This is a genomic window from Wenzhouxiangella sp. YN9, from assembly GCF_056324165.1.
Genome location: NZ_JBJNIP010000110.1, coordinates 52,507 through 74,378, shown reverse-complemented (window position 1 = coordinate 74,378; position 21,872 = coordinate 52,507). Strand labels below are relative to the sequence as shown.

22 protein-coding genes are annotated in these 21,872 nt (G+C 64.7%); 4 read left to right on the top strand and 18 right to left on the bottom strand.

What is annotated here, in order from left to right; all coding sequences use genetic code 11:
• Positions 1 to 8: 8 nt before the first annotated feature.
• The 9 genes from ACEWQ0_RS10915 to ACEWQ0_RS10875 form a co-directional block, all read right to left on the bottom strand.
• Positions 9 to 194 (bottom strand): DUF2065 domain-containing protein, encoded by a 186-nt coding sequence (locus tag ACEWQ0_RS10915; protein ID WP_476483581.1) that lies wholly within the window; start codon positions 192 to 194, stop codon positions 9 to 11.
• A gap of 2 nt (positions 195 to 196) precedes the next feature.
• Positions 197 to 1,054 carry a protease modulator HflC gene (gene hflC, locus ACEWQ0_RS10910; RefSeq protein ID WP_476483580.1) on the bottom strand — a complete coding sequence of 286 codons (858 nt, stop codon included), beginning with the start codon at positions 1,052 to 1,054 and terminating at the stop codon, positions 197 to 199.
• 1 nt (position 1,055) lies between these two features.
• The gene (gene hflK, locus ACEWQ0_RS10905; RefSeq protein ID WP_476483579.1) at positions 1,056 to 2,222 is read right to left on the bottom strand and encodes an FtsH protease activity modulator HflK; all 1,167 of its coding nucleotides are present in this window, start codon (positions 2,220 to 2,222) and stop codon (positions 1,056 to 1,058) included.
• Positions 2,223 to 2,327: 105 nt separating this feature from the next.
• Positions 2,328 to 3,587 carry a ribosome rescue GTPase HflX gene (gene hflX / locus ACEWQ0_RS10900; RefSeq protein ID WP_476483578.1) on the bottom strand — a complete coding sequence of 420 codons (1,260 nt, stop codon included), beginning with the start codon at positions 3,585 to 3,587 and terminating at the stop codon, positions 2,328 to 2,330.
• A gap of 44 nt (positions 3,588 to 3,631) precedes the next feature.
• Positions 3,632 to 3,871, bottom strand: coding sequence for an RNA chaperone Hfq (gene hfq, locus ACEWQ0_RS10895; RefSeq protein ID WP_476483577.1), 240 nt, complete (start codon positions 3,869 to 3,871; stop codon positions 3,632 to 3,634).
• A gap of 98 nt (positions 3,872 to 3,969) precedes the next feature.
• The gene (gene miaA / locus ACEWQ0_RS10890) at positions 3,970 to 4,896 is read right to left on the bottom strand and encodes a tRNA (adenosine(37)-N6)-dimethylallyltransferase MiaA (RefSeq protein WP_476483657.1); all 927 of its coding nucleotides are present in this window, start codon (positions 4,894 to 4,896) and stop codon (positions 3,970 to 3,972) included.
• Positions 4,897 to 4,936: 40 nt separating this feature from the next.
• A complete protein-coding gene (gene mutL, locus ACEWQ0_RS10885; RefSeq protein ID WP_476485347.1) occupies positions 4,937 to 6,700 on the bottom strand; it encodes a DNA mismatch repair endonuclease MutL in 1,764 nt (587 codons plus the stop codon).
• 197 nt (positions 6,701 to 6,897) lie between these two features.
• Entirely contained in the window at positions 6,898 to 8,208 is a 1,311-nt protein-coding gene (locus ACEWQ0_RS10880; protein ID WP_476483575.1) for an N-acetylmuramoyl-L-alanine amidase, read from the bottom strand.
• Positions 8,209 to 8,319: 111 nt separating this feature from the next.
• Complete coding sequence (locus tag ACEWQ0_RS10875; protein ID WP_476485346.1) at positions 8,320 to 8,784, bottom strand: RrF2 family transcriptional regulator; 465 nt, start codon at positions 8,782 to 8,784, stop codon at positions 8,320 to 8,322.
• Between the two features lie 73 nt (positions 8,785 to 8,857).
• Between ACEWQ0_RS10875 and ACEWQ0_RS10870 the strand changes: the two genes are divergently transcribed.
• Together ACEWQ0_RS10870 and ACEWQ0_RS10865 are read left to right on the top strand one after the other, a co-directional pair.
• Positions 8,858 to 10,525 carry an acyl-CoA dehydrogenase family protein gene (locus ACEWQ0_RS10870; protein ID WP_476483573.1) on the top strand — a complete coding sequence of 556 codons (1,668 nt, stop codon included), beginning with the start codon at positions 8,858 to 8,860 and terminating at the stop codon, positions 10,523 to 10,525.
• Between the two features lie 83 nt (positions 10,526 to 10,608).
• On the top strand, positions 10,609 to 11,073 hold the full coding sequence (locus ACEWQ0_RS10865) for an FKBP-type peptidyl-prolyl cis-trans isomerase (protein WP_476483572.1): 465 nt from the start codon (positions 10,609 to 10,611) through the stop codon (positions 11,071 to 11,073).
• Positions 11,074 to 11,171: 98 nt separating this feature from the next.
• On the opposite strand, the gene ACEWQ0_RS10860 is transcribed toward ACEWQ0_RS10865, so the two are convergent.
• From ACEWQ0_RS10860 to ACEWQ0_RS10845, 4 genes are all read right to left on the bottom strand, one after another.
• A complete protein-coding gene (locus ACEWQ0_RS10860) occupies positions 11,172 to 12,377 on the bottom strand; it encodes an MFS transporter (RefSeq protein WP_476485345.1) in 1,206 nt (401 codons plus the stop codon).
• Positions 12,378 to 12,419: 42 nt separating this feature from the next.
• Positions 12,420 to 12,803 (bottom strand): RNA-binding S4 domain-containing protein, encoded by a 384-nt coding sequence (locus ACEWQ0_RS10855; RefSeq protein WP_476483570.1) that lies wholly within the window; start codon positions 12,801 to 12,803, stop codon positions 12,420 to 12,422.
• A gap of 94 nt (positions 12,804 to 12,897) precedes the next feature.
• Entirely contained in the window at positions 12,898 to 14,826 is a 1,929-nt protein-coding gene (htpG, locus tag ACEWQ0_RS10850; RefSeq protein WP_476485344.1) for a molecular chaperone HtpG, read from the bottom strand.
• A 102-nt stretch (positions 14,827 to 14,928) separates the two neighbouring features.
• Positions 14,929 to 16,668, bottom strand: coding sequence for a dipeptidyl-peptidase 3 family protein (locus ACEWQ0_RS10845; RefSeq protein WP_476485343.1), 1,740 nt, complete (start codon positions 16,666 to 16,668; stop codon positions 14,929 to 14,931).
• A gap of 173 nt (positions 16,669 to 16,841) precedes the next feature.
• Here ACEWQ0_RS10845 and ACEWQ0_RS10840 point away from each other — a divergent pair, with 173 nt between their 5' ends.
• Positions 16,842 to 17,798 (top strand): peptidoglycan DD-metalloendopeptidase family protein, encoded by a 957-nt coding sequence (locus tag ACEWQ0_RS10840; protein WP_476483567.1) that lies wholly within the window; start codon positions 16,842 to 16,844, stop codon positions 17,796 to 17,798.
• On the top strand, positions 17,699 to 18,178 hold the full coding sequence (locus ACEWQ0_RS10835) for a bactofilin family protein (protein WP_476483566.1): 480 nt from the start codon (positions 17,699 to 17,701) through the stop codon (positions 18,176 to 18,178). Before ACEWQ0_RS10840 ends, ACEWQ0_RS10835 begins: the two co-directional genes overlap by 100 nt.
• Before the next feature lie 92 nt (positions 18,179 to 18,270).
• On the opposite strand, the gene rplS is transcribed toward ACEWQ0_RS10835, so the two are convergent.
• The 5 genes from rplS to ffh form a co-directional block, all read right to left on the bottom strand.
• Entirely contained in the window at positions 18,271 to 18,645 is a 375-nt protein-coding gene (gene rplS / locus ACEWQ0_RS10830) for a 50S ribosomal protein L19 (RefSeq protein WP_476483565.1), read from the bottom strand.
• Positions 18,646 to 18,735: 90 nt separating this feature from the next.
• Complete coding sequence (gene trmD / locus ACEWQ0_RS10825) at positions 18,736 to 19,485, bottom strand: tRNA (guanosine(37)-N1)-methyltransferase TrmD (RefSeq protein WP_476483564.1); 750 nt, start codon at positions 19,483 to 19,485, stop codon at positions 18,736 to 18,738.
• A gap of 4 nt (positions 19,486 to 19,489) precedes the next feature.
• On the bottom strand, positions 19,490 to 19,999 hold the full coding sequence (rimM, locus tag ACEWQ0_RS10820; RefSeq protein WP_476485342.1) for a ribosome maturation factor RimM: 510 nt from the start codon (positions 19,997 to 19,999) through the stop codon (positions 19,490 to 19,492).
• Between the two features lie 8 nt (positions 20,000 to 20,007).
• Complete coding sequence (rpsP, locus tag ACEWQ0_RS10815) at positions 20,008 to 20,265, bottom strand: 30S ribosomal protein S16 (RefSeq protein ID WP_476483562.1); 258 nt, start codon at positions 20,263 to 20,265, stop codon at positions 20,008 to 20,010.
• Between the two features lie 184 nt (positions 20,266 to 20,449).
• Positions 20,450 to 21,820: a signal recognition particle protein gene (ffh, locus tag ACEWQ0_RS10810; protein WP_476483561.1), complete on the bottom strand. Its 1,371-nt coding sequence runs from the start codon at positions 21,818 to 21,820 to the stop codon at positions 20,450 to 20,452.
• Positions 21,821 to 21,872 lie beyond the last annotated feature (52 nt).

The following is a 21,872-nucleotide window of genomic DNA, read 5'->3' as shown; positions in this document are numbered from 1 at the left end:
TATGAGAGTCAGCCGGCGAGGTGAAAAATCACCGCGCCAAGCAGGATCAGCACCACGCCGCCCGAACGCAGGCTGCGATCGGGCAGCCGGGCGGCCTGGCCAACCAGGTTGCGCCAGCCCGACGGGCTGATGGCCGGCCCCAGCCCTTCGATAATCAGCACCAGGCCGCCGGCCATCAACAGCTCTGTAAACATGGTTATTGCTGCTGTTTATCCAGGTAGCGGAAGAAGTCCGACTGGGTATCGAGCAGCATCATGTCATTTTCCGTGCCGATGCTCTGCTCGTAGGCCTCGAGACTGCGCCAGAAGGAGTAGAACTTCTCATTCTGAGTGAACGCTTCGGCATAAATGGCGGTTGCCTCGGCATCGCCTTCACCGCGCAGTCGCTGTGCATCACGCTCGGCCTCGGCCAACAACACGCGCACCTGGCGATCGGCATCGGCGCGAATGCGCTCTGCCTGCTCCCGCCCCAGCGAGCGCAGCTCGTTGGCGTACTCGGTCCGCTGCGTGTCCATGCGGTCAAACACCGAGGCGAGCACCTCTTCGGTCAGCTCGATGCGCTTGATGCGAACGTCGATGACATCGATCCCGTAGTCCTCGAAACGTCGATCGGCCCGCACCACGAGCTTCTCCATCATCTCGCGGCGTTCTTCGGAAACCACTTCGCTGAGCGTGCGCTGGGCAAACTCGTCGCGCAGATCATTGCGGATGAGCTCGGACAAGCGGGCGCGCGTGAAGACCTGATCACCGCGTGTCGCCACGTAATAGTCGCGCGGGTTCATGATGCGCCACTTCACGTAGTAGTCGACTTCAACGAACTTCTGCTCGGCGGTATTCATCTGTTCGGGCCGCATGTCCATGGTCATCAGGCGGTTATCGAACTTGCGAATATTGTTGATGAACGGAAGCTTCCAGTGCAGCCCAGGCTCATAGTCATCGGTCACCACTTCACCGAGGCGGAACCGAATCGCGAACTCGGTTTCCTTGACGATGAACAGGCTGTTGATGCCAACGAACAGCAGGGCGATCAAAACAACAGGAATCAGAATTCTCATCTCAGCGACCCTCCCTGCCGGTACGGCTGCGCGGATCGGTCGTTCGACTCGCGCCCTGCCCCGAATTCTGCCCTGAACGCTGCTGTGGCGAGAGCATCGGCGGCGCCTTGAGCGCCGGGTTGCCGTCGCGAATGCGATCCAGCGGCAGGTAGAACATGTTGTTGCTCGACTCGGTGTCCATCAGCACCTTGGCGGAGCGACCGAAGACCTTCTCCAGAGTCTCGATGTACAGGCGTTCGCGAGTCACATCCGGCGCCTGCTCGTACTCGGCCAGCAAGGCGGAGAAACGATCGGCCTCACCGGTGGCCTGGGCCACCTTGGCCTCGCGGTAAGCCTGCGACTCCTGGGTGATGCGAGCCGCCTGACCACGGGCCTCCGGCACCACCTGATTGGCGTAGGCCTGGGCCTCGTTGGCGAAGCGGATCTGGTCCTCACGTGCCCGCACGACATCATCGAAAGCCTCGCGGACCTGCGACGGCGGTCGCACCTCCTGCAAGTTGAAGGACGTGATCTCGATACCGGGCTGATAACGCGCCAGGATCTCCTCGAGCAGGGCCTGGGTGTCGAGCGCAATCTGCCCGCGGCCGATCTCGAGGATGAAATCCATGTTGTTGGTGCCGACGATCTCGCGGATGGCGCTGTCAGCGGCATGGGCGAGCGAGGCCTCGGGCTGGGCAACGTTGAAGAGGAAGTCTTCCGGATCCAGCGCCCGATACTGAACGGCGTACGCCAGATCGATGAGGTTTTCATCGCCGGTCAGCATGCGGGTGGAGTTCTCCAGCGAACGCATCCGACTGACGTTGACCGTCTGCACGGTCTCGATCGGCTGCGGCAAGGTGAACTTGAGGCCGGGGTTGATCGTTCGGTTGTACTCGCCGAAGCGCAGAACAACGCCGCGCTCGGATTCATCGATGATGTGCACCGAGCTCCACGCAGCCCAGATCACCAGCAGCAGCACCACCAGGCCGATGATCGGCGCGAAGGAACCACCACTCGGGCTGCCCTTGCGACCGCCGTCGTTGCCGCCACCGCCCATGATCTTCTTCAGGCGTCGCTGCACATTGGCAAACACTTCATCCAGATCGGGCGGCTGCTGGCCGTTGCCCCCTTTCCAGGGATCGCGACCACCGCCGCCGCCACCGCCGCGTCCGGGTTCATTCCAGGGCATTGATCTCTCCGTGAGTTCGTTCTTGCATCGGGTTATCGGCAGGCGGCCTGCGCACTGCGTGCAGCCACCACGGAAAACCGCGCAGCGCCCGACGCTCGCAATCGTTTAGTTTAACAGGAGTTGCTCGGCCAGTTGTCCGTCACTTCCCTTCAAGCGGGCCAGTTTTCGGGCGTCGCGCTGGTCCAGATCAACCTCAAGGCGGCTGGATCCATCGTCCTCGACGTGCTCATCAACCACGGCGCCCAGATCAAACAGGCGCGAGCGCAGGCGCTGCCCCTCGACCGGCACGTGGATGCAGCGCCGGATCCGTCCCTCGGCCAGGCGCTCGGCGAGCGCCACGGCCAGGTCATCGAGGCCGTGATCGTGCTCGGCAGATACCCAGACGGACGTGACTCGTCCATCAGCGTCACGCTCCAGGCCGGCTTCACGATCGGTCAGATCGACCTTGTTGAAGACCTTCAGCACGGGCAGGTCGCCGGCGCCGATGTCGTTGAGCACCTCTTCCACCACCGACTGCTGCTGGAGCCGATCGGGGTCGGCGGCATCAATGACGTGTACCACCAGGCTGGCCGAGAGCGTCTCTTCCAGCGTGGAGCGGAAAGCGGCAATCAGCTCGTGCGGCAGATCACGGATGAAGCCGACGGTGTCGGACATCAGTACGTCCGAACCGGCCAGGCCCTCGATACGTCGCACCGTGGGGTCAAGCGTGGCAAACAGCTGATCGCGGGCCATGACCTCGCCCGAGGTCAGGTGATTGAAAAGCGTCGACTTGCCGGCGTTGGTGTAGCCGACCAGCGCTACCAGCGGCACCTCGCTGCGATGCCGCGCGCGCCGCCCCTGCTCGCGACGCTGCTGCACCTTCTCCAGCCGCACGCTGAGCTGACGAATGCGATTCCCCAGCAGGCGACGGTCGGTTTCGAGCTGCGTTTCGCCGGGGCCACGCATGCCGATTCCCCCGCGCTGACGCTCCAGGTGGGTCCAGCCGCGAACCAGGCGGGTGGAGAGGTGGCGCAGCTGAGCCAGCTCGACCTGCAGCTTGCCCTCATGCGAGCGCGCTCGCTGGGCAAAGATATCGAGAATCAGCGTGGTGCGGTCGAGGACGTTGCACTTGAGGCTGCGGGCCAGGTTGCGCTCCTGCACGGGACTGAGCCGGGCATTGACCAGCACCACCCCGGCTTCGCCGGCGGCCACCGTCTGGCGCACCTCCTCGACCTTGCCGCTGCCAACCAGGTAGCGGGGATCGGGCGCATCGCGCGGGGCGAGCACCTCGTCAACCACCTCGAGGCCGGCCGAGCGCGCCAGCAAGCGGAACTCGCTGCGCGACTCGTCACCCTGGCCGGGCCCGAGGACCGGGTGCAGCAGCACGGCCCTGGAAGCGCCGCCGGCGAGGGCTGGGGCAAAATCCTCTATCAGGGCTTTTCTTCCTCCGCCGCATCACCCAGGTGCACGTTGCGTGCGGGCACGATGGTGGAAATGGCGTGCTTGTAGATCATCTGACTGACCGAGTTCCTGAGAAGAATCACGAAGTTATCAAAAGACTCGATCTGCCCCTGGAGCTTGATGCCGTTGACGAGAAAAACCGAAACCGGGACACGCTCGCGCCGAAGCGCATTGAGGAACGGGTCCTGCAACGACTGACCTTTGGACATTGTGACTCTCCTTTGATGTTCTTATTTGGCCCGGCTGATGCTTGCGGGCATGACACTTGCGGGATCGACACCAGGCCGCGTATCCGACCGCAGCGCGGTCAAGCGAAGGTCTGATCGGCGCGGGGCTGTGCAAAAAAGTCACCTGCCTGCCTGACAATCAAGTCAATGGTACGTTCTTGCAGCGAATCGTGCCAGAGGGCGCCCGGCATTCTTCGCAGGGCCGTCAGCTGCCGCTTGGCCAGCTGCCGGGTTGCCGCCACGGCCGCATGACGGCAATCGTCCAGGCGACCGGCCCCATCGAGAAACGACCAGACCTGACGATAACCCACGCTCTTCATGGAGGCGTGAGCCGCGCTCAATTCCGGCCGCTCCCGCAAACGCTCGACTTCTGCCACCAGGCCCTGGGCGAGCATCTGCTGAAAGCGTTTTTCGATGCGCTGATGAAGAATATGGCGATCACGGGGCGCAAGAACAAGGCGCAGCGCCCGCATTCGGGGCAGGCGGTTGTGCCCGTGGTACGCGCTGGGGCCCTTGCCGGTCAGGCGCAGAATCTCGGTGGCCCGCTGAATACGCTGGCTGTCGGCAGGCCGAATCGCGGCCGCGGCGGCCGGGTCGTGCTGCGCCAGTTCCGCGTGCAGCGCCGGCCAGCCGCGCTCGCGCGCTTCGGCGGCGATCGTGTGGCGCAACGCCGGGTCGGCCGCCGGCATGGGGTCAAGGCCATAGAGCAGCGCCCGGTAGTAGAGCATGGTGCCGCCCACAAGTACCGGCCAGTGGCCGGCGGCATGAATACGATGAATCTCGGCGGCCGCATCGGCGGCAAAGTCGGCCGCCGAGTAGGCTTCTTCCGGCTCGCGAATATCAATCAGGGCATGCGGGTAGCGCGCCAGCGTGGCGTCGTCGGGCTTGGCGGAACCAATATCCAGGCCGCGATAGACCTGCGCCGAGTCAACGCTGATAAGCTCGACCGGCAAGCGATCCCGGAGCGCGAAGGCGGCGGCCGTCTTGCCCGCAGCCGTTGGCCCCATCAGGAAGATCGCCGGCGGCAGCGCGGGCAAAGAAAACGCGTTATTGCCCACGCAGAAAGAGCCGATCGAGCGCCTGCATGTCCAGCTGCACCCAGGTCGGACGACCATGATTGCACTGATCCGAGCGTTCGGTGCGCTCCATGTCGCGCAGCAGAGCGTTCATCTCGTCGATATTCAGGCGCCGATTGGCCCGGACCGAGCCGTGGCAGGCAATGGTTGACAGCAGCTCGTCGAGCATGGTGTCGATCCGCTGACTCTGCCCCAGCGCCACCAGATCGGCCAGCACGTCACGCACCAGCCCTTGTCCATCGGCACGGGCAAGCAGGGCCGGCACGGCGCGAATCATGACCGCCTCGGGGCCGGCCAGACCGAGCTCGAAGCCAAGCCGCGCAAGATCATCGATGTGGCTCTCCAGCGCCTGCGCCTCGCGCTCGGACACGGCGATTCTTTCAGGCACCAGCAGCTGCTGGGAGCGCACGCGCTCTTCGCGCCAGGCCTGCTTGAGCTGTTCGTAAACGATGCGCTCGTGGGCGGCATGCATGTCGACCACCACCAGACCGTCGGCATTCTCGGCAAGAATGAATACGCCGTGAATCTGAGCAACAGCAAAGCCCATGGGCGGAATCTCGCTCTGCCCGCCCTGATCTCGCGGCCGCGGCGCGCGGGCCAGCTCGGCGTAGCGCGAAACGCTTTCAGCCACGGCCAGACCCAGCCCGGCCTGGCCACCTCCTTGCTGCAGCCCTGGCGGCTCGGGACTGGCCACCTGCGCCCGCGAAGCAGCCGCCGTCTGCGCCGACTCGCTGCCCGGGTGCGTACCCGACAGCGCGTGGTGAATGGTCTTGAACAGAAAATCGTGGACCAGGCGACCATCGCGAAAGCGCACCTCGTGCTTTTGCGGGTGGACGTTGACATCAACGCGCTGCGGATCGAGCTCGAGCATCAGCGCAAAGGCCGGATGGCGGCCGCTGAAGAGCACGTCGCGATAGGCCTGACGCACGGCGTGCGCCACCAGCCGATCACGCACCAGGCGCCCGTTGACGAAAAAGAACTGCAGATCGGCCTGACTGCGCGAAAAGCCCGGCCGGGCAATCCAGCCGCTCAGCTGCAGCCCGGCATGCGCCTGTTCGAGCGCGATCGCCTGCGCCATGAAACCATCGCCGCAGACGGCCGCCACCCGGCGGCTGCGCGCGGCCTCGTCGACGGCCGGGCCCAGGCTGCGCACCACCCGGCCGTTGTGCGCAAGGTCCAGCGCCACGTCCATGCGCGCCAGCGCCAGGCGCTTGAGCAAATCGTCGATATGACCGAATTCGGTGCGTTCGGTGCGCATGAACTTACGCCGCGCGGGCGTGTTGTAGAACAGATCGCGAACCTCGACCACCGTGCCCTCGGGCATGCCCGCCGGCCGCAGCTCCGAAAGCGTCCCGCCCTCGGCCTCGACCTCGTAGCCGCTGTCAGCGCCCATGACCCTGGAGGCCAGCCGCAGGCGTGAGACCGACGCAATGGAAGGCAGCGCTTCACCGCGGAACCCCAGCGTGCCCACGCCCTCGAGATCCTCGAGCGACTCGATCTTGCTGGTCGCGTGGGCGCTCAGCGCCAGCGCCAGGTCCTGGCGGGGAATGCCGCGGCCATCGTCGCTGACGCGAATGCGGCGGGCACCACCGCGTTCGATCTCGACGCGGATACGCCGGGCGCCGGCATCGAGGCTGTTCTCAACCAGCTCCTTGACGATGGACGCAGGCCGCTCGATGACCTCACCGGCGGCGATCTGGTTGACAAGATGGACAGGCAGCTTACGAACCGGCATGGCGCTCAGTTTACCGATTGTGGCCGCCAGGATGGCGCGCCTTCACTCGGAAAAGGCAAAACAATGGCAGAATTCGAACCCGCCTGCCCGTCTCGAGGGCCGAGGCAAGTTTTTCGCGCAGTTCCGCGTGTTACGTGGCTCCAGTTTCTCTTGGGGGTTTCCCGAAAGTTTTCTCGGAGACTTCTCTGAAAATGGAATCAGGAGCCGGCCGGGATCACCAGCACTGCTCCCGGATGGATCACATCGCCGTTGATGTTGTTGGCCTGCCGAATGCGCGAGATACTGGTGCGGTATTTCTGCGCAATCACACCGAGCGTATCGCCACGCTCGACAATGTGGCGACTGCCCTCGCGGTTGGCGGCAATCCAGGTGCCCTGCGGCGCGGTCTCGAAAAAGTGCTGGCGAACGCCGTTGACAATCGCCCCGGCCAGCTTGCGCTGCTGGGCGCCGTTTTTCAGGTTGGCCTCGTCGTGCGGATTGGAAATGAAGCCGACCTCTACCAGAACACTGGGCACGTCCGGGGAGCGCAGCACAACGAAATTGGCGCTCTCCACCTGCTTGCGATGCTGCTTGCCCACCCGCGCCAGCTCACCCAGAATCACCTCGGCTGCTTCCGTGCTGTATTCGATCGCCACGTTCTGCGACAGGTCGAGAAGCACCGAAGACAGCATGTCGTCGCCGCGATCGAGCTTGACGCCGCCGATCAGGTCAGCACGGTTCTCGCTTCTGGCCAGCAGGCGGGCGGCCTCGCTGGACGCGCCGCTGCGCGAAAGCACGTAAACCGAGCTGCCGCGCACGCGGCGATCGCGAAAGGCATCGGCATGAATTGACAAGAACAGGTCGGCGCTGGCCTTGCGCGCGCGTGCAAAGCGCTCCTTGAGGGGAACGTAATAGTCGCCGGTGCGAATCAGCACAGCCTGCATGCCCGGCTCGTCGTCGATCTGCTCCTTGAGCTCGCGCGCCAGTGCCAGGGTGACGTCTTTTTCATACGTGCCCGACGGGCCGATGGCGCCCGGGTCTTCACCGCCGTGGCCGGCGTCGATGGCAACGATCATGTCGCGCTCACCGTCCAGGGCGGTCTGAGTGGCTTCACGAACCCGCTCGGCGGCGGACTGGGCATTTTCCGGATACAGATCAACGACCAGGCGGTGCCCGTACTCGCTGGCCGGTGCCAGCAGAAAGCTCTGCGGCCTGATCTTGTCATCGAGATCGAGCACGACGCGCAGATCACGCTCGTTACGCACGCCGTAGCGCACCCGCCGGATGACGCCGCTGTGCTCCTCGTCGAGTTCCAGGGCATCCTCGAGAGCGACATTTTCAATGTCGATGACCACACGCGAGGGGTTGTCGAGCGTGAACAGGCGATAGTCAACGCGCTGGTCCAGATCGAGGACAGCGCGGGTATTGTCAGGCCCCGCCCAGACACGCAGATTGCGCACCTCGCCGGCCGCCGCAGCGAGCGAGCTGGTCAGCAGCACCATCGCGATCAGAACTGTCAGCTTGCGCATCGGTTTTGCCGTTGGCCCATAAAGTCAAGGCAATCATGCACTGAAAGAAATTTTTTTTCAAGCTAAATCCGGCGCTTGTAGAGCCTTCCAAGAACCTACTTTGACGCCGGGTCAGCAAATCACCTCAAGCCGGATATCGAGCAGGCGCGCCAGTTCACGGCGATGCGGGGGCGTGAGGATATCGGCCAGCGAGTACTGATCGAGCACGCCGAGGAAGGCCGCCTGCGCCTGCTCGAGCATGCCGGCCAAGGAGCAGGCCGGAGCAATCACGCAACGATTGTCGGCGCGCATGCACTCGACCAGCTCGAAGTCGGACTCCATGGCGCGCACGATGCGACCGATATTGAGGCTGTCGGGGCGGCCGGCCAGGCTCAGGCCGCCACCCACTCCGCGCACCGAGTGAACAAAGCCCTCGGCGGCCAGGTGCTGAACCACTTTCATCAGGTGGTTGCGCGAAATGTCGTAGGCTTCGGAAATCTCGCGGATCGTGCAGCGGTGCTCGGCACCATCGGTCGCGTGCAGACCCAGATAAATCAGCACCCGCAGCGCATAGTCAGTGTATTGGGTCAGTCTCATCCGGTGATTCTACCCCGCGGGCCCACGGCTTTTGTATAGTGAACTCCACGGCGCGCGCACGCATGAGGACAGCATGTCGCACGATCCAGCCAAACACCGACCGGCCCGCTTTGTCACCCACGAAGTCTTCAACCAGCCCGAACCGCTGGGCGAATACGACCCCTTCGCGCGCCATCCGGCGTTGCGCGAGGCGCTGGCGCGTGAAGGCGGCAGCGCCTTTGAACACCGGGTGCAGGAGTTCGGAAAGCTGGCTGCCACCCGAATCGGCCCGCTGGGGTTCGACGCCAACGAATTCACCCCGCGGCTGCGCACCCACGACCGCTTCGGCCACCGTATCGATCAGGTCGATTACCACCCCGCCTACCACGACATCATGGCGCTTGGGCTCAGGCATGGCCTGGCGAGCCTGACCTGGACAGGCCAGCCGGGGGCCCGTATCGCGCGCTCGGCCATGATGTTTCTGCACAACCAGTTCGAGGCCGGCACGATGTGCCCCATCACCATGACGCACGCCGTCATACCGGCGCTGCGAACCCAGCCGGAAATGGCAGCCGAATGGGAGCCGCGCGTGCTTGCCGCCGACTATGACCCGCGCTTTCTGCCCGCAGCCCGAAAACGTGGCGTGACCCTGGGCATGGCCATGACCGAAAAACAGGGCGGCTCGGACGTGCGCGCCAACACCACGCGCGCCCGGGCGCTGGGCACGCCGGGGCCGGGGCAAGAGTACGAGCTGATCGGCCACAAATGGTTCTGCTCGGCGCCGATGTCGGACGCCTTCCTCACCCTCGCCCATTGCGATGACGGGCTGAGCTGTTTTCTGGTGCCGCGCTTTGCCGCCGACGGCAGCATCAATCCCTTTCACATCATGCGTCTGAAAGACAAGCCCGGCAACCGCTCGAACGCCTCCGCCGAGATCGAATACCCCGGCACCCGGGCGCGCATGGTCGGCGAACCCGGTCGCGGCGTTCCCACCATCATTCGCATGGTGGCCGAAACCCGGCTCGACTGCGTGATCGGCTCGGCTGCGCTGATCCACAAGGCCGTGGTCGAGGCCATCGAGCACGCGCGCGGCCGCCAGGTCTTCGGCAAGCAGCTCATCGATCAGCCGCTGATGAGCAACGTACTGGCCGACCTGTCGCTGGAGTCGGAAGCCGCGCTGAGCCTGGCGATGTTCCTGGCCGGGCAGTTCGAACGCGCCTCCAGGGGTGACGAACAAGCCGAAAAACTGGCGCGCATCGCCACCCCGGTGGCCAAGTACTGGGTGTGCAAGCGCGCCGTTGGCGCCATCAATGAAGCCCAGGAGTGCCTGGGTGGCGCGGGTTATGTGGAAGAAAGCATCCTGCCGCGGCTCTACCGCGAAGCGCCGGTCAACGCCATCTGGGAAGGCTCCGGCAACGTTCAGTGCCTGGACGTGCTGCGCGCCACGCAGCGAGACCCGGGCTCGATGGAGGCCCTGCTGCGCCATCTCGAGCGCCGACGCGGCGCCCATGCCGGCATTGCGTGGCGAATTGACGATGCAAAGCAGCTGCTGAGCCGCCCCGAAGAGGCGCCACAACAGGCGCGGAGGCTTACCGAAGATCTGGCGTTGGCACTGCAGGCGGCCACCCTGATCGATGCCGAAAGCCCGCTGGCCGAAGCATTTTGTCAAGCGCGCCTGGCGCAACAAGACACCGGCATGTACGGCGGCCTGCCTGCAGACATCGATTCGGCGGCCATCGTCGAGCGCACATTTCCGCTATGACTGCCGGCAGACACGACCGGTTGAAAGCGGCGAACCCCTGCTCCATGTTAATTTGTTCACTGATTTAAGCAAGCAGGTTCAACATGCAAATCGCCAACAATACCGTTGTCAGCATTGACTACACCCTGACCGGAGACGATGGCCAGGTCATCGACAGCTCCGAAGAGCGCGAGCCGCTGCAATATCTGCACGGCCACCAGAACATCATCCCCGGCCTGGAAAAGGCGATCGAGGGCAAGAGCGAAGGTGAGGAACTGGAAGTGGCAGTCCAGCCCGAAGAAGGCTACGGCCCGTACCGCGACGAGCTGGTTCAGGACGTTCCCAAAGAGGCCTTTGACGGCGTTGACACCGTCGAGCCAGGCATGACCTTCCGCGCCGAATCCAATGCTGGCCCGATGACGGTCACCGTCAAGGAAGTGGGCGATGAAACGGTTACGGTCGACGGCAACCACATGCTCGCCGGCCAGGTGCTCAACTTCAAGGTGGCCATCAAGGGCGTGCGCGAGGCCACCGAAGAAGAGGTCTCCCAGGGTACCGTCGCGGCCTGATCGCCACCGACTCGATACAAAACCAGATATGGGCCTCCCTCGCGAGGCCCTTTTTCATGGCCGCCAGGGTGAGCGGGCATCCACGGGATCACCAGGCGTCAACGGCGACGTGAATGGCTCACCCGCGGTACCAGCAGCGCCGGTATGACCAGGACCCAGGCCATCACGACCACGCCCATCATGCGCTGGCTGATCCCGGCCTCGAAAGCCAGGCCGAGCACGATCGGCCCGATCGCGGTCGAGACCACCATCAACGCCGCATAGACGCCGCGAATCATCCCCAGGCGCGCGGAACCGAACAGCTCGACCCAGACGGCCCCACAGACCACGCCGTTGACCCCGGCCGTCAGACCGAGACCGGCAAACATGATCCACATCGCCGTGGCCGGCGGCAGAATTCCCAGCGCCAGCACCCCGATGCCCAGGGGCAGAAGATAGAAACGCAGCAGCGCCCGCGCGCTGAAGCGATCGACCAGACGTCCGCCGGCGAAAGCCGCCAGGCCCTGCATGGCGGCAAACAGCACGAAACCCGACGCGACCGAGCTCAGCGACCAGCCAAGCCGTTCCGCCAGGGTTCCCTGGTGCAGGAACAGCGCCGTGACCACCAGCGGCGAGACCAGAGCGACGCTGAGCACCCGCAGGAATCGGCCGTTGACCAGCAGGCTCCGGCGCGACTGCACCGAATGGTCGATGGCGTCGGTGGCGGCGCTCTCGGCGGCCCCTTCGCCGATCAGCGGGCGCGCCAGCCCTGCCAGTGCCGGCAGCGCCAGCAGGGCAATTCCGGCCGCCGCAACGCCCCAGATCTCGCGCCAGCCGAGCCAGCCCATGGCTGCGGCCACGCCCGGCGGCAGCAGCGCCTCGCCCAGAATGAACCCGTAGGTAGCCATGGCCACGGCGCGCCCGCGCCGCGCGACTGCATAGCGACCGGCCGCAACGACGGCCAGGTGCCCGGCCAGGCCCTGCCCGGTCAGACGCAGCAGGAACAGGCCGATGAACAGGCCGGCCACGCCCGGGGTCAACCCGACCAGGGCAGCGCCCGCGGCCAGGCCGGCCATGGTCAGAGCGATCGCATGGCGCATTGCCAGCCGATCGGCAATGGTGCCCAGCCAGAACATGCTCAAGCCGCTGATCAACGTCGCGGTACCGTAGAGCGTTCCCAGAAGCGACTCGCTCAAGCCGAACTCGGCGCGGAAGTCTGCGCCGAACAAGCCGATATAGAAGGTCTGGCCGAAAGAAGAACACAGGGCCGCCAGAAGGGCGAAGCGACCGGCTGGCGGCATGCCGCGGTGGCGCTTATCAGACATGCGAGAGCCTTTCAGCCCGGCTTCGCGATGGCGCGAGGGCATTCACTCGCCGCGGTTGAACCTGCGCAGCTGACGCCGCTCGCGCTTGTCGGGCCGGCGCGCGGGCGAGATACCCGCGGCAGCATTCAATCGGCGCTCCTCGGCCAGGCGCTCACGCGCCTGCCGGCTGGCGTCGGTTTCGCTGTACATGGCCCGGGCCAACGGCGCGGACACGCGCTTTTCGCCCAGCTGTTCCACCACGACCTCGAAGCGCACCTCGCCCTTGGTCACGCGCAGACGATCGCCGTGGCGCACCAGGCGCGAAGCCTTCGGCGAGGCACCGTTGATCTCGACCTTGCCGCCCTTGATCGCCTGCTGAGCAACGCCACGCGTCTTGAAAAAACGCGACGCCCACAGCCATTTATCGAGCCGAACGGCCTCACTCATCGGACAACAGCCGCGCTCCGCCTTTTGCGGGCTTTGATGACACCACCAGGGCCACGAAGATCAGGAACTCATCCGACGACAATACAACGCAAACCTACGACTTCGAGCCACCGTCAGCGCCACTGAGGGCACTGACCAACAGGGCGTTGACCCGACTGACATAAGCAGCCGGGTCGGCCAGCTCACCGCCTTCAGCCAGCAGGGCCTGGTCGAACAACAACTGCGAGAGCTCGCTGAAGCGCGCCTCGCCGCTTTCGGCGGCCATGGCTTGCAACAGCGGATGATCGGCGTTGATTTCCAGATCAGGCTTGCTCTCGGGCACTTCCTGGCCGGCCTGACGCAGCATTTTCTGCATCTGCAGACTCATCGCGTCATCGTCACCCACGATGCAGCCCGGAGAATCCGTCAGACGGCTGCCGGCGCGCACGTTGCCGACCTGCTCGCCGAGCGCCTTCTTGATGCGCCCGGCCAGCGCCTGCGCCGACTCGTCGGGCTCGGCCTGATCGTCGCCCAGATCAAGCTGCCCGCTGGCCGCGGACTTGAGCTGCCTGCCCTTGTACTCGTGCAGGTGCGCCACCAGCCACTCGTCGATGCGATCGGTCAGCAGCAGAACCTCGATTCCGCGCTTGCGGAAGGCTTCCAGATGCGGCGAGCTTCTCGCCACCTTCAGGCTGTCGGCGGTCAGAAACCAGATCGTGCCCTGACTGCCATCACCACCGCTGTCGTCATCGCCGCTGCGGTCGCTGTCATCGTCCGCGGCCATGCGCTCGATATAGGTGTCGAGCCCCACTGATTCGTCGTCGCTCTTGCTCGAGGCAAAACGCAGCAACGAGGCGATGCGCTCGCGCTGCTCGAAATCTTCGATCACCCCCTCCTTGAGCACGCTGCCGAAGGCGTGCCAGAACTTCTCCCAGGCTTCGCCGCCTTCTTTCGCCAGCTTTTCGATCAGGTCGAGCGAGCGCTTGACGACCGTCGCCCGAATCTTCCGTATCAGCGGATCGTCCTGCAGGATCTCTCGCGAGATGTTGAGCGGCAGATCGGCCGAGTCGATCACTCCACGCATGAAACGCAGATAACGCGGCACGACCTGCTCGGCCGCGTCCATGATGAAGACTCGCTGAATGTAGAGTTTGACGCCCTCTCTTTCATCGCGATTGACCAGCATGTCGAACGGCGCCTGCGACGGCAGATACAGCAGCATGCTGTAGCGCTGGCTGCCCTCGACGTGGTGATGGGCCCAGCTCAGGGGCTTTTCCTCGTCGCCGGTCAGGCTGGTATAGAACTCCTGATAGTCTTCATCCGAAAGCTCTGCCCGGCTGCGCGCCCACAACGCCTTGGAGTCGTTGACGGTGGCGGGCACCTGTTCGTCCTCCCCGGCGGCGCTCAGCCGGATCGGAAAGGCGATGTGGTTGGAATAATGACGGATGATGCGCTTGAGCTGCCACTCGGACAGCAGGTCCTTGTGCTCATCGCGCAGGGTCAGGGTGATCGTGGTGCCCTGTGCGTCTCGCTCGATCGACTCGAGCTGGTATTCGCCGTCGCCCGTCGAGGTCCAGCGCACGCCATGGTCGGCCGGTTCGTCGGCGCGCCGGCTCTCGACGGTGACCTCCGAGGCGACGATGAAAGCCGAGTAGAAGCCGACGCCGAACTGACCGATCAGCGCCGCATCCTGCTGCTTGTCGCCCGAAAGCGACTCCAGGAACTGTTTGGTTCCGGAGCGGGCAATGGTGCCGAGGTTGGCGATGACTTCCTCGCGGTTCATGCCGATGCCGCGGTCGGCAACCGTCAGCGTGCCCGCAGCCTCATCGAAGCGCACATCGATGGCCAGATCCTGATCCAGGCCCTTGAGGGCTTCGCTGGTCAGCGCCTCGAAGCGCAGCTTGTCGCTGGCATCGGAAGCGTTGGAAATCAGCTCCCGGAGAAAGATCTCGCGGTTGGAATACAGCGCGTTGATCATCAGCTTGAGCAGCTGATGCACCTCGGTGTCGAAACGACGGGTTTCAGGGGCGTTTACTTCAGTCATGACCTTTTCGGGACAGTTGTTCAACTGCCTTTCGAAGTGGGCACGAACACGACCGGTTTCAAGTCCGCCAGATTGCTGCCGAGGCCTCCTTGGCGGCAATCGTCACGGCGCATCCAGGCCCAGCACGTCCTTGCCCTGCCTGAAGACCACGTCCACGGGAATGCCCGCCTCATCAATGCGATCCAGATCGGACTGCAGTTCGGCGCCAATCACGCCCAGCTCATCGAGCATGTCGCCGGCCTTGGCGTAATTGCCGTCACCCTGCATGACCAGAATCTCTCGCGAGAGGGCGTCGATGGCCTCGCTGAAGCGCTCGGCCACCACGCGATAATGGCCGCTGTCGTCGCGCTCGAAAGCGCCGAAATCAGCAAAGTAGTTGAACCGCATCATGTTGGCGCGACCATGGGCGCTGGAGGCACCGAAACGAACCGAGCGGAAGATCGAAGCCAGAAAAGTGACGTAATAATCCATGATTTCACCGTCAATTTCCCCGGCCTCGTGGAGCTCGCGCACCATGTAGAGCCCGAGGACATCGGCTTTGCCCTCCTCGTGCGGACTGGCGTGCTCCCGGAGCGCCGAACGCACGGCACCTTCGCCCTCGACCAGGTTCTTGATGCCGAGACCGTGGGCTACCTCGTGGAACATGGTGTTGCCGAAAAACGCGTCGAAGGTGACATGCTGGCGCTGCTCAGCGGCAATGACCACCTCGGCAATCGGCCGCAGGATGCGGTCATACTTGGCACGCATGGCGTTCTTCAGCTGCAGGCGGCGCGTGCCCCGGGCCAGCTGCACCTCCTCGTCGTTGGGCAGGTTGACGGCGATGGTCTTGGAGCCGGCGTTCGAGTCACCAGCGTAGTAGACCACGTCGTAGGCATTGAGCTCGGCCTCACTGCCGGGCTGCTCGGCCTTGTAAGCGGCGGGCACGGGCAGCTGGCGCTGCAGCTCGGGCAGAAACCCGGCGAAGCGGGCCAGGCGCTCACTCCACGCCAGGTCCTTGATCAGCACATACGCCTCGAAGGCGGCCTTGTAGCCATAGCGCTGATCCTCGTAGGTTTCGATCGGGCCGTAGATCAAATCGATCCGGTTGTCGGCAACCTCCATCCAGGCCAGGTCGGAGGGCCGGTAGCGATTGGTGCGCAGGGCATCGGCGCGCAGCTCCAGGTAACGCTTGAAGCTGTCGTTTTCGGCCAGCTCTGCGGCCCGTTCGAGCAGTGTCGCGGCGTCATCCAGGCGCTCGGCATAGGCCTCGTTATAGGGTTTGACGACCAGCGCGCCGGCATCGTCGCGCCGGATCAGGCTGTAGAGATCATCCTTGCGGCGATCATTGAGCGCGTCGAACTCGGTGTCGGTCATGTCGGTCGGGTAGAAGTTGGCTCCCGGGGGCTTGGGCCCGTAACCCGGAATGAACGGCCGGTTACCGGCCAGACGGTCCCAGGGACCGTAGTTGATACGAGCAAACTCCCGCGCGGCCCTGCCTTCGACCTGCTCGAACAGGGCGTTGCGGTTGCCGAAGGCCTGGCGCCAGAAAAGCTCGTCCATGATCCGGCTGGCATCGATCAGCACCGCCACCATTGCCCGCTGATCAGCGCTGAGGTGACTCAGGTCGGCCGTGAGGGTGAATTCGGAATAGATTTCCGGCCGCGGTTCGGCGACGGCCCCGGGGGGTCCCGATGCTTCGGACTTTTCGGATATTCCGGATTTCTCGGGGGCGGTAACACCCGAGGGGGCCTGAGCGGCCCGCTCGTCACCGGTGCCGTCTGACGGGCCGGCGCCGGGTTCCTCGGCGCCACCGCAGGCAATCAGAAAAAGGCACGACAGCAGCACCAAAATCAGCTTGTTCATGACCCGGACTCCCTTGACACGATGTTGGCAGACAGCTCGAATTGTAACGGTCGGGCCAGTCGCGCGTTTGCAACCGTCGCCCGGGACTCGCATAATTGGCGCCCCGAACTCCGGCCGGTCCCGCCCGCAGATCCACGCGGGCCACCAACAACAACACGATTTCAATCCTGCAAATGCGGCAACGCTACCACGTCACCATTACCGACTATCGCGGCTCGCGCCACTTCACTTTCGACCAGCTGGTACGGCGGGTGATTGCCGGCGCCGCCGTCAGCCTGGCGGTGGTCATGGTCGCCGGCGCCGCCGGCCTTGTGTTGCTGTCGAGCCGAGTCGGCGCGCTCAACAGCGAGGTCTCCGAGCTGGCTGCCGAAAAAGCGGCCGTTCGCGCCGACAAGCAGCAGCTGGCCAGGCAGCGACGCAGCCTCGAACACGAAGTCCATCAGCGCCGCAGCGAACTGGCGGCCCTGGGCAGCGAAGTGCAACGTATCGAAACCCTGATCGGCCTCGAGCCCGCCGCTGAACGCCCGCTGGCGCAGCGCCTCGACAGCGCCGCGCAGACGGCCCTGGAAAAGCGCCTGATGCTGCGCTCGATACCCAGCGGCTACCCGGTGACATCGGAACTTGTAACCAGCAATTACGGCATGCGCCACCATCCCATCCGCGGCAGCAAAGCCCTGCATGGCGGCGTCGATCTGCGCGCCAGACGCGGTACGCCGGTGTATGCCACCGCCGACGGTGTGGTCGAATGGGCCGCCATGCACCCCGACTCCGGCCTGGGCAAGATGGTCAAACTCATTCACAACTACGGCTTTTCGACCATCTATGGCCATCTTGACGCCATCGAGATCGATTCGGGAAGCTACGTCAAGCGCGGGGACCTGCTGGGTTATTCGGGCAATACCGGGCAATCGGCCGCACCACATCTGCATTACGAGGTGCGTTATCTGCAGCGCCGCCTCGACCCCTCGCCCTTCCTGCGCTGGTCGCTGGAGGAGTACGACATACTGTTCAGCGAAGAGGATCGCGTTCAATGGGAATCATTAAGCGAGGTCGTGCGAACGGCAGCAGCCAACACGCCGAATCGACCCTCATTGCCGCCGGTTCAAAATTTGTCGGCGACCTTGCCCTGAGCGACAACCTTCACGTTGACGGTCGAATCGAGGGCACGATTTGTTCCGAGGCGGAAGTCGCCATCGGGCAAACGGGCAGCATCGAGGGAGAACTGCAGGCGCGACACGTCGTGATCTGCGGCGGCTTCGAGGGCAACATCAGCGCCAAACGCCTTGAAATCGTGGCCGGCGGCCGGGTCACTGGCGACCTCACCGTCGCCGAACTGGTCATCGAGCCCGGCGCCCGCTTCAACGGCAACAGCCGCATCATCCGCGAAGACGACCTCCACGGGGGCGAGGCGCCCGGCCAGCCTGCAGACAGGGACGATCAACCGCCGGCGGCTGCCGGCAAGCGCAGCGACAAGGAAAGAGACGGCAAGGTCAGGGCCGGCACGGGCTGACAGCCGATACGCATCGCCTGCCGCCTTTGAACGCACAGCAAAAGGGCCGACACAATGGTCGGCCCTTTGGTTGCTCGAGGTTCTGGCCGGATTCAGGCGCTGGCGCGGTTGCGCGCGGCCCCCGAGAGCTTTTCCTTGATTCTGGCGGCCTTGCCTTCCAGCTCACGCAGATAGAACAGCTTGGCGCGACGCACCTTGCCCTTGCGCTTGACCTGAATCGACTCGATCAGCGGGCTGTAGGTCTGGAACACCCGCTCGACACCAGTGCCGTAGGACACCTTGCGAACGGTAAAGGCCGAGTTGACGCCGCGGTTGCGCTTGGCAATGCACACGCCCTCGAAAGCCTGCAGGCGCTGCCGCTCGCCCTCACGAACCCACAGATTCACCACCAGCGTGTCGCCAGCGGCAAAAGGCGGCAGTTCGCGTTCAGTCTGTTCTTTGTTGATTTCGTCGATGATATTGCTCATGACTGCTGATTCCCGATTGGCGCGTTGACTAAGAGCGCATTTCTTTTGCCCCGCACCGGGGCAGACAAGCCGAGTATTCTAACCGGTTTTTCAGCGCTTGTCTCGCTCGAGCGCGGAAAATTCTTCCAACACCGCCCGATCGGTGTCGTCGAGCTCGGCCGCCTCCAGCAGATCCGGCCGCCGCTGCCGGGTGCGTTCGATGGCTCGCGCCCGTCGCCAGCGCTCGATCCGGGCGTGATCGCCGCTGAGCAGCACCGACGGCACGTCCAGTCCGCGCCAGGACTCCGGGCGGGTGTAGTGCGGACAATCGAGCAGCCCATCTGAAAACGAGTCCTGCTCGGCCGACAGTTCATGGCCCAGCACGCCCGGCAGCAAACGCACGACGGCATCGATCATGACGGCCGCTGCCGGCTCGCCGCCGGAGAGAACAAAATCGCCGACCGACCATTCCTCATCGACCAGCCTCTGCATCACCCGCTCGTCGATTCCCTCATAGCGGCCACACACCAGAATCAGGCGCTCGCGGCCGGCCAGCTCGCGCGCCGCCTGCTGGTCGAGGCGCCGCCCCTGCGGCGTGAGACAGCCGACGCGCGCAGGCGCCCCCTCAGCCTGCGCCGCCTCGATGGCCTGCGCCAGCGGCTCGGGGCGCATCACCATGCCGGGACCACCGCCATAGGGACGATCGTCGACGCTCTTGTGCACGCCGAGGGCATAGTCGCGCGGGTTCCAGCAGTGCAGGTCGATGCGGCCGTCGGCCAGCGCCCGCCCGGTCAGGCCAAGCTGGCGCAGGCTGTGGATCCAGTCAGGGAAAAGCGTGATGACGTCGACGCGCGAAAGCATGGCATCAAACCGGCTCGGCCCACTCCAGCGGCCAGTCGACCGTGATCCGGCCGGCGGTCAGGTCCACCGAGCGCACGAACTGGTCGACCACGAAGGGAATCAGGACGGTGTCGCCCTGACTGCTGATCTCGAGCACGTCGTGTGCGCCGGTTTCCCGCATCGCTGCCACCCGGCCATAGCGGTGCCCCTGAAGGTTGACCACTTCAAGGCCAATCAGGTCATGCCAGTAATATTCGCCGGGCGCCGGCTCGGGCAGCGCAGTGCGCGCCACCCGAATGACCTGTCGCCCAAGCGCTGCTGCCTGTTGCGGGGTATCGATGCCGTGCAGCTTGACCACCAGGCGGGGGCCCGACTGCTGCCAGCGATCAATCCGGAGGGAGTCGCCGTGCTCGCCGCAGCGCCACGGCTGATAGTCGAAAATGGCGGTTGGCGGCCGAGTGTCGGACCATACCTTGACCCAGCCACGAACCCCCCAGGGGCCGTTGAATCGGCCGACGACGACCGATTCGTCCACCATCCGACTCAGGCCGCCGACTGGGCCCGACGCGCTTCGTTGGCCAGGTCGCGAACCCGTTCGGAGATCTGGGCGCCGTGGCCCAGCCAGTAGTCGACGCGCTCCAGATCAACGCGCAGGCGCTCGTCCTGACCGCGTGCAACCGGATTGAAGAACCCGAGGCGTTCGATATTGCGACCGTCACGCGCCTTGCGGCTGTCGGTGACGACAATGTGGTAAAAGGGCTGCTTCTTGGCACCGCCCCGGCTCATGCGAATCTTGACCATCTTCTCTCCTGGGTGTCGCCGGGCCCGCTTCCGGACCCGACGCTTGCAATTGCTGAATTCGGCAAACCCACAATTCTAGCGGATTACACCGGCTATGGGAAGAGCTGGTGTGCCGCAAAAACCCGACGCGCCCGCGGACTCGGGCTGCGCCCGAGGCCGGCTCGCTGGCGCCGGCCGGCCGCAATCAGAACGGCCGACCACCCCCGCCGGGCATGCCGCCGGGCAGGCGCTTCATCATTTTTGCCATTGCGCCCTTGCTGCCGACCTTGCGCATCATCTTCTGCATCTGCTTGTGCTGCTTGAGCACGCGATTGACATCTTGTATCTGCTGCCCCGAGCCCGCGGCGATACGGCGCTTGTGCGACCCGCGAATGGTATCGGGGTAACGCCGTTCCCTGGGCGTCATCGAATTGACGATGGCAATCATGCGCCGGGTCTGGCGATCGTCGACCTGCGACTTGACTGCTTCGGGCAGGTTGCCCATGCCCGGCAACTTGTCCATCAGCGCGCCCATGCCGCCGAGCTTGTCCATCTGCAACAACTGGTCGCGGAAGTCGTCGAGCCCGAAACGGCGGCTGCCCTTGCCGACCTTGCCGGCCAGTTTTCGGGCCTGTTTCTGATCGACCTTGCGCTCGACTTCCTCGACCAGGCTGAGCACGTCGCCCATGCCGAGGATGCGCGAAGCCAGGCGGTCCGGGTGAAAGGGCTCGAGGCCGTCGACCTTCTCGCCGGTGCCGAGAAACTTGATCGGCGCGCCGGTGATGTGGCGCACCGAGAGCGCTGCACCGCCGCGCGCATCACCATCGGTCTTGGTCAACACCACGCCACTGAGCGGCAGGGCTTCGTGGAAGGCCCTGGCAGTATTGGCGGCGTCCTGACCGGTCATGGCGTCGACCACGAACAGCACCTCGGCCGGATCGACGGCGGCGTGCAGCCGCCGAATCTCGTCCATCATCGCCTCGTCGACGGCCAGCCGGCCGGCCGTGTCCAGGATCAGCACATCGGCAAACTGCCGGCGCGCCTGGCCGATCGCATCTTCGGCAATGCGCACCGGATCTGCGTTCTCGTCCGCACGGAAGAACCCCGCCTCCACCTGCCCGGCCAGGGTTTCGAGCTGGTCGATGGCGGCCGGGCGATAGACATCGCAGCTGGCCAGCATGACCTTTTTCTTCTCGCGCTCCTGGATGAGCTTTGCCAGCTTGCCGGCGGTGGTGGTCTTGCCCGCGCCCTGCAGGCCCGCCAGCAGAATCACCACCGGCGCCTGGCGATCCAGGGCCAGCGGCGCCTGCTCGTCGCCGAGCACGTGCTTGAGCTCCTCGTGAACGACCTTGATCAGGGCCTGCCCGGGTTTCAGGCTTCGGGTGACCTCCTGCCCGACCGCACGCGCGTTGATCCGGGCGATGAAGTCCTTGACCACGGGCAGCGCCACGTCGGCCTCGAGCAGAGCAACGCGCACTTCGCGCAGAGACTCACGGATATTGTCCTCGGTCAGACGGCCGCGGCTTCTCAGCCGCTCCAGAGAACCGGATAGTCTTTTACTGAGCTGATCAAACATCAGAATGCTTATTACGAGTGGTCATGGACACATTATACTGGGGTGGAGTCCA